Here is an 11,820-nt window from a genome sequence, read left to right as displayed (position 1 = left end):
ATTACTCTTACCGCGTGAGTCTTCCCGTGGTACTGATCGCCGACAAACTGGCCTCTTCAACCGTCGACGCACTGGGTGACCAGGTAGAGGTGCGCTGGGTCGACGGGCCGGACCGGCCGAAGCTGCTGGCCGCCGTGCCCGACGCCGATGCGCTACTGGTGCGCTCGGCCACCACCGTCGACGCCGAGGTGCTGGCCGCGGCGCCCAAGCTGAAGATCGTCGCGCGGGCCGGCGTCGGCCTCGACAACGTCGACGTCGACGCGGCAACCGCCCGTGGCGTCCTGGTCGTCAACGCGCCGACGTCCAACATCCACAGCGCCGCCGAGCACGCGCTGGCCCTGCTGCTGGCGACCGCCCGGCAGATTCCGGCCGCCGACGCAACGCTGCGCGAGCACACCTGGAAGCGCTCGTCGTTCTCGGGCACCGAGATCTTCGGCAAGACCGTGGGCGTCGTCGGACTCGGCCGGATCGGCCAGCTCGTCGCGCAGCGGCTCGCCGCCTTCGGCGCACACATCACCGCCTACGACCCCTACGTGTCGCAGGCCCGCGCCGCCCAACTCGGCATCGAACTGCTGACGCTCGACGAGCTGCTCGCCCGCGCCGACTTCATCTCCGTGCACCTGCCGAAGACCAAGGAGACGGCGGGACTGCTCGGCAAGGAGACGCTCGCCAAGACCAAGCCCGGCGTCATCATCGTCAACGCAGCGCGGGGTGGGCTGATCGACGAGCAGGCGCTCGCCGACGCCATCACGAGCGGTCACGTCCGCGGTGCCGGGCTCGACGTGTTCGCCACCGAGCCGTGCACCGACAGCCCGTTGTTCGAGCTGCCGCAGGTCGTCGTGACCCCGCACCTCGGTGCGTCGACCGCCGAGGCGCAGGACCGGGCCGGTACCGACGTCGCGGCCAGCGTGCGGCTGGCGCTGGCGGGGGAGTTCGTCCCCGATGCCGTGAACGTCGGTGGCGGCGTCGTGGGTGAGGAGGTCGCGCCGTGGCTCGACCTCGCCCGCAAGCTGGGCCTGCTGGTCGGCGCGCTGTCGGCCGAACTGCCCACCAGCCTGTGCGTGCAGGTGCGCGGCGAACTGGCCTCCGAAGAGGTCGAGGTGCTGCGCCTGTCGGCGCTGCGCGGGCTGTTCTCCGCCGTCATCGAGGACCAGGTCACGTTCGTCAACGCACCCGCGCTGGCCGCCGAGCGCGGCGTCCAGGCGACCATCGACACCGAGTCGGAGAGCCCGAACCACCGCAGCGTCGTCGACGTCCGTGGAGTGGCCGCCGACGGGTCGTCGGTCAACGTCGCTGGCACGCTGTCCGGACCGCAGCAGGTCGAGAAGATCGTGCAGATCAATGCACGCAACTTCGACCTGCGCGCCGAGGGCGTCAACCTGATCATCAACTACAGCGATCAGCCAGGGGCACTGGGCAAGATCGGCACGCTGCTGGGCGGGGCTGGGGTCAACATCCTCGCCGCGCAGCTGAGCCAGGACGCCGACGGCGACGGCGCGACGATCATGCTGCGCCTCGACCGGCGGGTGGACGCCGACGTGCTCTCGACCATCGGCGCCGAGGTCGACGCCGCCACGCTGGAACTGGTGGACCTGTCGTGAGTTCTCCGTTGAAGCTCGCCGTGATCGCCGGTGACGGCATCGGACCCGAGGTGATCGCCGAGGCGCTCAAGGTGCTCGACGTGGTCCTGCCCGGGACCGAACGCACCGAGTACGACCTCGGTGCGCGCCGCTATCACGCCACCGGCGAGACGCTGCCCGACGGCATGGTCGACGAGTTGCGGGGTCACGACGCAATCCTGTTGGGCGCCATCGGCGATCCCTCGGTGCCCAGCGGCGTACTCGAACGCGGCCTGCTGCTGACGCTGCGTTTCCAACTCGACCACCACGTGAACCTGCGCCCCTCCCGGCTGCTTCCCGGGGTGGACAGCCCGCTGGCGGGCAACCCGCCCATCGACTTCGTCGTGGTCCGCGAGGGCACCGAGGGTCCGTACACCGGCACCGGTGGCGCCATCCGCGCGGGGACCCCGCACGAGGTGGCCACCGAGGTCAGCCTGAACACCGCATTCGGCGTCGAGCGGGTCGTGCGCGACGCGTTCGCCAGGGCGACCAAGCGGCGCAAGCACCTCACGCTGGTGCACAAGACCAACGTCCTGTCGTTCGCAGGCAGGCTGTGGGCCCGCATCGTCGACCAGGTGGGCACCGTATTCCCCGACGTCGAGGTGGCCTACCAGCACATCGATGCCGCAACCATCCACATGGTGACCGACCCGGGCCGGTTCGACGTGATCGTGACCGACAACCTGTTCGGCGACATCATCACCGACCTCGCCGCGGCCGTGTCCGGCGGGATCGGGCTGGCCGCCAGCGGCAACATCGACGCGACGGGCACGAACCCGTCGATGTTCGAGCCGGTGCACGGCAGCGCGCCCGACATCGCGGGCCAGGGGATCGCCGATCCCACGGCGGCCATCATGTCGGTGGCGCTGCTGCTCTCGCACGTCGGTGAGGACGCCGCCGCAGCGCGCGTCGACGCCGCCGTCGAGCAGCATCTCGCGACCCGCGGCACGGAGGCCCAGTCGACGTCGGCGGTCGGCGACCGGATCGTGTCGCTGCTCTAGCCCCGACGCTTCAGACCGCGTCTCGTTCGTGCACCGATTCGACGGTGTACAAGTGCGGGTCGAATCCGTCGGCCAGTTCGGCGGCCGCTCGCATGTGCACCTGCGCCGTCGGATCGGCCTGCATGGCCGTGAAGGCCTCCGCGCTGGCCCACTGGGCGTAGTTGACGACGCGGGTGCCGTCGGTGCTGACGTGGATGTTCGCCGAGACGAAGCCCGGCACGTGAGCCATGACCTCCTCGGTGGCCTCGGTCAGCAGCTGGGCGAGTGCGTGGGCGCGGTCCGGCGCCACGGTGAAGACGTTGATCAGGGTCGCGTGGCTGGATTGGGTCGTGATGGTCGTCATCGTTCTCCTTTGTCAGGTTCCTTACAGCGACGACTGTAGACCCGATGTAAGGTTCCTGTCATGTCGGAGTCGAAGCCGAAGGTCAAGCCGGACGTCGAGGCGGGCGCGGGTTATCTGACCAAGCGGGTCCAGCAGTCGCTGCGGCGGCAATGCGACGCCGCGCTGCGTCCGACCGGCCTGTCCATGGCGCAGTACGTGGCGCTGCGCGCACTGGCCGACCACCCCGACGCCTCCGCTGCCGAGCTGGCGAGGCTCTGCTTCGTCACCCGGCAGTCGCTGCAGGACCTGCTCGCCGGCTTGCGCACCGCAGGCCTGATCCGCAACGCGACGACGCAGGCCCACGGCCGCACCACCGCGTTGGCGCTCACGGACGCCGGACGCAAGCGCCTGTCCGCCAGTCACGATGCCGTCCTCTCGGTCGAGGAGTCGATGCTGAACGGGTTGAGCGAGCACGCGCGAAATCAGTTGCGCGAATCCCTGGCCCGGTGCGCGGAGAACCTCGAGGCGTCGTGACCCGGCTGCGCGCAGCGGTCACGCTGACCCACCAGTGCTGGCTGTTCGCGGTCGGTTCGACGTTCTTCGCCCTGGCCACCGCACCCGGCTTCGCCGCCGCCGCGGGGGAGTCGACGGCCAACGTGCTGTGCTTCGTGGGGTCCTGGTTCTTCACCAGCGCCGCGTGGGTTCAGCTGGTGCGGTCGGGCCCCGAGGGGAGTTTGCAATGGCAATCTGCCGCAACGCAATTCGTCGGCACCGTGCTGTTCAACGTCAGCACCGGCGCCTCGGTCTGGGCGCACCGCGTGATCGCCGAACGCGGATTGGTGTGGGCACCCGATGCGACCGGCTCCGTGGCATTCCTCGTCAGCGGGATCCTCGGGGTCGCCGCGCTCAATGCCGGGGTAGGCGTCTGGCGGCCGAGATCGCCTGACTGGCAGTCGACGTGGATCAACATGGTGGGCTGCGTGGCGTTCGGGTTGAGCGCGCTCGGAGCGTTCGTCCGCGCATCCGGCGTCACGGCCGACGAGGCGCTTGCGAACGCGGGCACCTTCGTGGGGGCGCTGTGCTTTCTGGCGGCCGCATTGCTTCCGCTAGGTGGGCGGGCCCGTCGGCGGCCGGGCAGCATCGAGCGCGCGTAGCGGATCCCGGCCGACCGGGACGAGGGGGACGGCCAGCAGCGGGAACACCGCGCACAACGCGAAGGCCACCGGGAAGCCGGCCGCGGCGATCAGCGCGCCGAACGCCGGCGGCGCCACCGCCGTGGCGAACAGTTGACTGGTGTTCTGGGTGCCGAGTGCGCGACCGCTCCAGAACGGCCCCGCGATCTCGGCTATCGCGGTGAACGCCAACCCGTTGTCGGACACCGTGATCACCGACGCGACCACCATGACGGCAATCGACACCGGCGAACCCAGTGAATCGGTCAGCGCCAGCAGTCCCATGGCGATCGCGGCGCCGATCGCGATGGTGCGCACCGGATGCAGGCGTGAACCCACCTTGTCCGACCAGCGGCCCGCGGCGATCCTGCCTGCGGCACCGAGCACTTGGGCCGCGGTGACCATCGCGCCCGCCGATGCGGCCGACCAGTTGCGGTCGGTCATCAGCCAGACCAATGTGAACGTCCAGAGCACGCCCTGGGGTATGACGAGCAGCACCGAGGCGGCATGAATCCGCCAGAGCGTCGACGATCCGCGGTACGGATTGACCAGATCCCCGGTCGGCGCCTCAGCGCGCGGTGGCCGCGGCGGGTCGATGACGCCGACGGCGCTGACGGCGGCGGCCACGACGCACGCGATGGCGGGAAACAGCAGAGCGGCTGCGATTCCGCGAGATTCGGCCAGCTGGGGCATCACCAAGGCGCCCACTCCGACGCCGAGCGGCTGAGCGGTCTGCCTGATCCCCATCACCAGACCCCGCTGGTGCGGCGGGAACCACCCGACGACGAGGCGTCCGCTCGCCGCGTTGCTGCCGGCTGCTGCCATGCCGCCCAGGAACAGGAAGGCGCCGACGGCGAACAGGGAACTCGTCGAGGCCGCGGCGAATGCGGCGGCCGCCGTGAGTGCCGACCCGACGGCGAGGACGAAACGTTCACCGAGGCGATCCACGACCCAGCCCCAGGCGATGAGCGTGACGACCATGCCGAAGCTCGGCAGTGACGACACCAGGCCGGCTTCGGCGAGGTCGAGGCCACGCTCTCGGTGCAGCGTCGGAATGAGGAAGGCCACGCCGTTGATGAACACGTTGGCGCACAACGTCGCGGCAAGGCCGATCGCCAGCATCGACCACCGTCGGGCGGTTCCGATGGAGCTGGCGGTCATGGCTGCCATCGTCGCACGTTGATCTCAGCATGCTGAATAGCGATCTCGGATGCTGAGACGCACCGAGCGGCGGGCCCGTCGACCGGCACCGCCTACCGCCGATTAAGCTGGTCGAATGCGCCTAGGTCGAATCGCTAGTCCCGACGGTGTCGCCTTCGTCACCATCGAAGGAGACGTCACCACCCCCGATGGCGCGACGGCGCGTGAACTCGCCGAGCATCCGTTCGGCACACCCGAGTTCACGGGCAGGTCCTGGCCGTTGGCCGACGTGCGGCTGCTCGCGCCGATCCTCGCGAGCAAGATCATCTGCATGGGCAAGAACTACGCCGCTCACGCCGAGGAAATGGGGGGAGTGGCTCCCGAGGACCCGGTGATCTTCCTCAAGCCCAACACGGCCATCATCGGACCGAACGTGCCGATCCAATTGCCCGCCGACGCCAATCCGGTGCACCACGAAGGCGAACTCGCCATCGTCATCGGGCGGCCGTGCAAGGACGTGCCCGCCGCCCGCGCGGCGGAGAACATCCTCGGCTACACGATCGCCAACGACGTGTCGGCGCGAGACCAGCAGCGTAAGGACGGGCAGTGGATGCGGGCCAAGGGCCACGACACCTTCTGCCCGGTCGGACCGTGGATCGAGACGGACGTCGACCCCTTCAATCTCGATCTGCGCACCGAGGTCAACGGCACTGTGCGACAGAGCAGCAACACCTCGCTGATGATCCACGACGTCGGCGCCATCGTGGAGTGGGTCTCGGCGGTCATGACGCTGCTGCCCGGCGACCTGATCCTGACCGGTACTCCCGAGGGAGTCGGCCCGATCGAGGACGGGGACACCGTCGCCATCACCGTCGAAGGCATCGGGACGCTGTCCAACCCCGTTGTCCGCAAGGCGAAGTGATGACGGACCACGAACACACGGCGCCGGTTCGCGTCCGGTTCTGCCCGTCGCCCACCGGAACTCCGCACGTCGGATTGGTCCGCACCGCCCTGTTCAACTGGGCCTACGCGCGGCACACCGGGGGCACCTTCGTCTTCCGCATCGAGGACACCGACGCGGCCCGTGACAGCGCGGAGAGCTACGCCGCCATCCTCGATGCGCTGCGGTGGCTCGGCCTCGACTGGGACGAGGGCCCAGAGGTCGGCGGGCCGTACCCGCCGTACCGGCAGTCCGAACGCAGCGAGATCTACCGCGACGTGATCGCCCGGCTACTCGAGGCCGGCGAGGTGTACGAGGCCTACTCGACGCCCGAAGAGGTCGAGGCGCGACACGTCGCCGCGGGCCGAAACCCGAAGCTGGGCTACGACAATTACGACCGCACCTTGAGCGACGAGCAGCGGGCGGCGTTCGCCGCGCAGGGGCGCAGGCCCGTACTCCGCTTGCGGATGCCCGACCAGGACATCGGTTGGACCGATCTGGTGCGCGGCCCGGTGAGCTTCCCGGCGGGCACGGTGCCGGACTTCGCGATCACCCGCGCCAACGGCGACCCCCTATACACGTTGGTCAACCCGGTCGACGACGCGCTGATGAAGATCACCCACGTGCTGCGCGGCGAGGACATCATGCCGTCCACCCCGCGTCAGATCGCCTTGTACGGAGCACTCATCCGGATCGGCGTCGCCGAACGCGTCCCGGAGTTCGCGCACCTGCCGAGCGTGCTCGGCGAGGGCAACAAGAAGCTCTCCAAGCGCGACCCGCAGTCGAACCTGTTCCTGCACCGCGACCGCGGGTTCATCCCCGAGGGGCTGCTCAACTACCTGGCGCTGCTCGGGTGGGGCATCGCCGACGACCACGACCTGTTCAGCCTCGACGAGATGGTCGCGGCGTTCGACGTCCGCAACGTCAACTCGAACCCGGCCCGCTTCGACCAGAAGAAGGCCGACGCGATCAACGCCGAGCACATCAGGCTGCTGCCGGTCGAGGACTTCACCGCACGCCTGCGGGATTACTTCGTCGCGCACGGCCACGACACCGGGCTCGACGACGCCGGGTTCGCGACGGCCGCCGAGCTGGTGCAGACCCGGATCGTGGTGCTCGGCGACGCCTGGGGCCTGTTGAAGTTCCTCGACCACGGATCGTTCGAACTCGACGAGAAGTCGGCGGGCAAGGAACTGCGTCCCGAGGCGGTCGCGGTACTCGACGCCGCGGTGGCGGCGCTGGAGGCCGTTGGCGAGTGGACCACGCCCGCGATCGAGGAGGCGCTGAAGTCGGCGCTGATCGACGGTCTCGAACTGAAGCCGCGCAAGGCGTTCGGCCCGATCCGGGTGGCGGCGACGGGTTCGTCGATCAGCCCGCCGCTGTTCGAGTCGCTCGAGTTGCTGGGCCGTGAGCGCAGTCTCGACCGGCTGCGAGCAGGGCGCGAGCACGCCGGCAGGGAGGCGTGAGATTGACGCCCGAGAATCTTTGGTAGTCTGCCTGTCGGCCGGAGAACGGCGTGCACGCGGTGGCCACCGCGACGCGGCGAGCTTCGAAATGTGCCTCTGACCAGCGGTCTTGGGCAGCCAGTGGGGTATGGTGTAATTGGCAACACAGCGGTTTCTGGTACCGCCATTCTAGGTTCGAGTCCTGGTACCCCAGCCAACCGAAGCGATTAGGTCAGCAATCGTCGGTTGAGATATGCTGACCGTCGCGAATTGGTTCTAGCCCCCGTCGTCTAGCGGCCTAGGACGCCGCCCTCTCACGGCGGTAGCGTGGGTTCGAATCCCATCGGGGGTACAACGCGAAGAGCGCCCGGTCCACACGGACCGGGCGCTTTCGTCGTCGAGGCCCTACAGCCGGCGCGTGAGCGCCTCGGAGGCTGCGAGCAGGTCCGCTGCCCAGCGCGCGCCCGGCCTACGGCCCATGCGGTCGATGGGGCCCGAGACCGACACGGCCGCGACGACGGCACCCCGGCCGTCGCGCACCGGCGCTGAGACACTTGCCACACCCGGCTCCCGCTCCGCGGCGCTCTGCGCCCACCCGCGCCTACGCACCTCGGCCAGCGTCCGGTCGGTGAACTTGGCCTGAGGCAGCACGGCCTGCTGCGTCGCCGCGTCGCTGTAGGCCAGGAGCACCTTGGCTCCCGAGCCCGCAGTCATGGGCAGACGGGTTCCGACGGGAACGGTGTCGCGAAGCCCGGCAAGCGGTTCGAGCGCCGCCACGCAGACGCGTGAGGTGCCCTCGCGGCGGTAGAGCTGGATGCTCTCGCCGGTGATCTCGCGCAGGCGGGGGAGCACGACGGTTCCGGCCGCCAGCAGCGGATCGTTGACGTGACCGGCCAACTCGGTCACCGCGGGTCCCAGCAGCCATCGGCCCTCGGCGTCGCGGGCCAGTAGTCGGTGCACCTCGAGGCCCGCGGCCAGTCGATGGGCGGTGGCGCGCGGGAGGCCGGTGCGCTCGCAGAGTTCGGCGAGGCCGCACGGGGACTCGGCCACCGAGTGCAACACCCCCACGGCTTTGTCGAGGACGCCGATGCCGCTATCCTGTCTCACAGGGAGATACTAGCTTCCCGCATCGTGAGATTGCCAGCCCTTCACCTGCGGGTCGCCCGAAGGAATGAACGTCATGACTCCACGCACCATGGCCGAGAAGGTGTGGGCCGACCACGTCGTCGCCACCGGCGGAGGCGAAGGCGCCGCCCGCGAGCCCGATCTCATCTACATCGACCTGCACCTCGTCCACGAGGTCACCAGCCCACAGGCTTTCGACGGCCTCCGGCTGGCCGGGCGTCCGGTCCGCAGGCCCGATCTCACGATCGCGACCGAAGACCACAACGTGCCCACGATCGACATCGACAAGCCGATCGCGGACCCGGTGTCGCGCACCCAGGTCGACACGTTGCGGCGCAACTGCGAGGAATTCGGCATCCGCCTGCACCCGATGGGCGACGTCGAACAGGGCATCGTCCACATCATCGGCCCGCAGCTCGGCCTGACGCAGCCCGGAATGACGGTCGTGTGCGGCGACAGCCACACCTCCACCCACGGTGCGTTCGGCGCGCTCGCGATGGGCATCGGCACCTCCGAGGTCGAGCACGTGCTTGCCACGCAGACACTTCCGCTTCGCCCGTTCAAGACCATGGCCGTCAACGTCGACGGAGAGCTGCCCCCCGGCGTCAGCGCCAAGGACGTCATCCTCGCCGTCATCGCCAAGATCGGCACGGGCGGCGGGCAGGGACACGTCATCGAATACCGCGGCAGTGCCATCGAATCGCTGTCGATGGAGGGTCGCATGACGATCTGCAACATGAGCATCGAGGCAGGCGCCCGTGCAGGCATGGTGGCTCCGGACGAGACGACGTTCGAGTTCCTGCGGGGCCGTCCGCACGCACCCACCGGCGCCGACTGGGACGCGGCGGTGCAGGCGTGGAAGCAGTTGCGCACCGACGAGGGCGCCGAATTCGACACCGAGGTCTACATCGACGCGGCCTCGCTGAGCCCGTTCGTCACCTGGGGTACCAACCCCGGGCAGGGGGTCCCGCTCGGGGATGCCGTGCCGGATCCGGAACTGATGTTCGACGAGGGCGAAAGGCAGAACGCCGAGAAGGCTTTGGCGTACATGGACCTTCGTGCGGGTATGCCGATGCGCGAAGTCGCCGTCGACACCGTGTTCGTCGGCTCCTGCACCAACGGCCGCATCGAGGATCTGCGCGTGGTCGCCGAGGTCCTGCAGGGCCGCAAGGTCGCCGACGGGGTCAGGATGCTTGTCGTCCCCGGTTCGATGCGCGTTCGCGCCCAGGCCGAATCAGAGGGTCTCGGCGAGGTGTTCACCGCCGCGGGCGCCGAGTGGCGCCAGGCCGGCTGCTCGATGTGCCTCGGCATGAACCCGGATCAGCTGGCGCCGGGCCAACGTTGCGCGTCGACGTCGAACCGCAATTTCGAAGGACGACAGGGCAAGGGCGGTCGCACCCACCTCGTCTCCCCGGCCGTCGCTGCGGCGACGGCCGTGCGCGGCACCCTGTCCTCACCGGCCGACCTGGCCCCCGTCTCGAGCCGCTAGGAGTTCTGATGGATTCGTTCGACACCCACACCGGTATCGGGGTCCCGCTGCGCCGGACCAACGTCGACACCGACCAGATCATCCCCGCGGTGTACCTCAAGCGGGTCACCCGAACGGGTTTCGAGGACGGGCTGTTCGCGGCATGGCGTAACGACCCCGCGTTCATCCTCAACCTGTCGCCCTTCGACCGGGGTTCGGTCTTGGTGGCGGGGCCCGACTTCGGCACCGGCTCGTCCCGCGAACACGCCGTCTGGGCGCTGATGAACTACGGCTTCCGAGTCGTGATCTCGTCGCGATTCGCCGACATCTTCCGCGGCAACGCGGGCAAGTCGGGCCTACTGGCGGCCGAAGTCGCTCAAGACGATGTGGAATTGCTGTGGAAGCTCATCGAGCAGAATCCGGGGCTGGAACTCACTGTGGACCTACGGGATAGGACCGTGACCGCAGGAACGGTGGTGGTGCCGTTCACGATTGACGACTACACCGCATGGCGACTGTTCGAAGGGCTCGACGATATAGGCCTTACGCTGCGGAAACAGGCTGAAATCGAGGCCTACGAGCAGGCCAGGCCGAGCTGGAAGCCCCGCACGATCACCGCCTGAATCGGGGCCCGGCGGGGCCGAAAGAGCCGCTCCGCAACCCAGTTCTAGGACTGGCGTACCACAGCCCATGTGGGGCAATCGGATTCCGAAAGCAGCCCCAGCAATCTCCGAAATTCGGCGTGGCTCTTGGATATCTGCAGCACGAGGGTTTACCGTGGGCAATAGTCGGTTCAAAGTGGACCACTGGCTCCGGAGGTTTTGCATGAACAAGGCAGAGCTCATCGATGTCCTCACGGACAAGTTGGGCACAGACCGTCGGCAGGCAACTGCCGCCGTTGAAAACGTCGTCGACACGATCGTGCGTGCCGTCCACAAGGGCGACAGCGTCACGATTACGGGCTTCGGCGTGTTCGAGCAGCGCCGCCGCGCGGCCCGGGTGGCGCGCAACCCGCGCACCGGCGAGACCGTCAAGGTCAAGCCGACGTCCGTTCCCGCGTTCCGTCCCGGTGCTCAGTTCAAGGCCGTCGTGTCCGGCTCGCAGAAGCTCCCGGCTGACGGCCCCGCCGTCAAGCGTGGTGCGACCGCTGCGCCGGCCCGGAAGACCGCTGTGAAGAAGGCCGCCGCCAAGAAGGCTGCCGCGCCTGCGAAGAAGGCTCCGGCCGCCAAGAAGGCTGCTGCGCCCGCGAAGAAGGCTCCGGCCGCCAAGAAGGCTGCTGCGCCCGCGAAGAAGGCTCCGGCCGCCAAGAAGGCTGCTGCGCCCGCGAAGAAGGCTCCGGCCGCCAAGAAGGCTGCTGCGCCCGCGAAGAAGGCTCCCGCCGCCAAGAAGGCTGCTGCGCCCGCGAAGAAGGCTCCCGCCGCCAAGAAGGCCGCACCGGCCAAGAAGGCTCCCGCCGCCAAGAAGGCCGCACCGGCCAAGAAGGCTCCGGCCGCCAAGAAGGCTCCCGCCAAGCGGGGCCGCAAGTAACACCCAGCATCACAGCCCGATTCCGGGCAGCGGGCGCGCCGTGGATCTTCGGATCCACGGC

The 11,820-nt window shown here is 69.0% G+C and carries 12 protein-coding genes and 2 tRNA genes; 11 read left to right on the top strand and 3 right to left on the bottom strand.

Annotated elements, in window-relative coordinates; genetic code table 11:
* The first annotated feature begins 14 nt into the window (after positions 1-14).
* Both serA and G6N61_RS09245 read left to right on the top strand, forming a co-directional pair.
* A complete protein-coding gene (gene serA, locus G6N61_RS09250) occupies positions 15-1,601 on the top strand; it encodes a phosphoglycerate dehydrogenase (protein ID WP_163918250.1) in 1,587 nt (528 codons plus the stop codon).
* 8 nt (positions 1,602-1,609) lie between these two features.
* On the top strand, positions 1,610-2,620 hold the full coding sequence (locus G6N61_RS09245; protein WP_163924708.1) for a 3-isopropylmalate dehydrogenase: 1,011 nt from the start codon (positions 1,610-1,612) through the stop codon (positions 2,618-2,620).
* A gap of 10 nt (positions 2,621-2,630) precedes the next feature.
* Here G6N61_RS09245 and G6N61_RS09240 read toward each other — a convergent pair whose 3' ends face one another.
* Positions 2,631-2,963, bottom strand: a complete 333-nt coding sequence (locus tag G6N61_RS09240; protein WP_163918249.1) for an antibiotic biosynthesis monooxygenase family protein — start codon at positions 2,961-2,963, stop codon at positions 2,631-2,633.
* 60 nt (positions 2,964-3,023) lie between these two features.
* Between G6N61_RS09240 and G6N61_RS09235 the strand changes: the two genes are divergently transcribed.
* Positions 3,024-3,476: a MarR family winged helix-turn-helix transcriptional regulator gene (locus G6N61_RS09235; RefSeq protein WP_163918248.1), complete on the top strand. Its 453-nt coding sequence runs from the start codon at positions 3,024-3,026 to the stop codon at positions 3,474-3,476.
* A gap of 5 nt (positions 3,477-3,481) precedes the next feature.
* Entirely contained in the window at positions 3,482-4,096 is a 615-nt protein-coding gene (locus G6N61_RS09230) for a hypothetical protein (protein WP_163924707.1), read from the top strand.
* On the opposite strand, the gene G6N61_RS09225 is transcribed toward G6N61_RS09230, so the two are convergent.
* Positions 4,049-5,275: an MFS transporter gene (locus G6N61_RS09225; protein ID WP_163918247.1), complete on the bottom strand. Its 1,227-nt coding sequence runs from the start codon at positions 5,273-5,275 to the stop codon at positions 4,049-4,051. The genes G6N61_RS09230 and G6N61_RS09225 overlap by 48 nt on opposite strands.
* A gap of 115 nt (positions 5,276-5,390) precedes the next feature.
* On the opposite strand from G6N61_RS09225, the gene G6N61_RS09220 reads away from it, so the two are divergent.
* From G6N61_RS09220 to G6N61_RS09205, 4 genes are all read left to right on the top strand, one after another.
* Positions 5,391-6,176: a fumarylacetoacetate hydrolase family protein gene (locus G6N61_RS09220; protein WP_163918246.1), complete on the top strand. Its 786-nt coding sequence runs from the start codon at positions 5,391-5,393 to the stop codon at positions 6,174-6,176.
* Positions 6,176-7,660, top strand: coding sequence for a glutamate--tRNA ligase (gene gltX / locus G6N61_RS09215; RefSeq protein WP_163918245.1), 1,485 nt, complete (start codon positions 6,176-6,178; stop codon positions 7,658-7,660). The genes G6N61_RS09220 and gltX overlap by 1 nt, the downstream gene beginning before the upstream one ends.
* Positions 7,661-7,781: 121 nt before the next feature.
* A tRNA-Gln gene (locus tag G6N61_RS09210) sits at positions 7,782-7,856 on the top strand.
* Between the two features lie 62 nt (positions 7,857-7,918).
* Positions 7,919-7,991 (top strand) — tRNA-Glu (locus tag G6N61_RS09205).
* Positions 7,992-8,044: 53 nt separating this feature from the next.
* Here the strand turns inward: G6N61_RS09205 and G6N61_RS09200 are convergent.
* The gene (locus tag G6N61_RS09200; protein ID WP_163918244.1) at positions 8,045-8,746 is read right to left on the bottom strand and encodes an IclR family transcriptional regulator; all 702 of its coding nucleotides are present in this window, start codon (positions 8,744-8,746) and stop codon (positions 8,045-8,047) included.
* 64 nt (positions 8,747-8,810) lie between these two features.
* Here G6N61_RS09200 and leuC point away from each other — a divergent pair, with 64 nt between their 5' ends.
* The 3 genes from leuC to G6N61_RS09185 all read left to right on the top strand — a co-directional run bounded on the left by leuC (position 8,811) and on the right by G6N61_RS09185 (position 11,759).
* A complete protein-coding gene (gene leuC / locus G6N61_RS09195; RefSeq protein WP_163918243.1) occupies positions 8,811-10,253 on the top strand; it encodes a 3-isopropylmalate dehydratase large subunit in 1,443 nt (480 codons plus the stop codon).
* Positions 10,254-10,261: 8 nt separating this feature from the next.
* Positions 10,262-10,855, top strand: coding sequence for a 3-isopropylmalate dehydratase small subunit (gene leuD / locus G6N61_RS09190; RefSeq protein ID WP_163918242.1), 594 nt, complete (start codon positions 10,262-10,264; stop codon positions 10,853-10,855).
* Between the two features lie 202 nt (positions 10,856-11,057).
* Entirely contained in the window at positions 11,058-11,759 is a 702-nt protein-coding gene (locus G6N61_RS09185) for an HU family DNA-binding protein (RefSeq protein ID WP_163918241.1), read from the top strand.
* The last annotated feature ends 61 nt before the right edge of the window (positions 11,760-11,820 follow it).

This window comes from Mycolicibacterium arabiense, assembly GCF_010731815.2.
Lineage (GTDB): Bacteria > Actinomycetota > Actinomycetes > Mycobacteriales > Mycobacteriaceae > Mycobacterium > Mycobacterium arabiense.
Note: the sequence above shows the minus strand (reverse complement) of the source record. Positions and strands in the feature narration are given on the sequence as shown.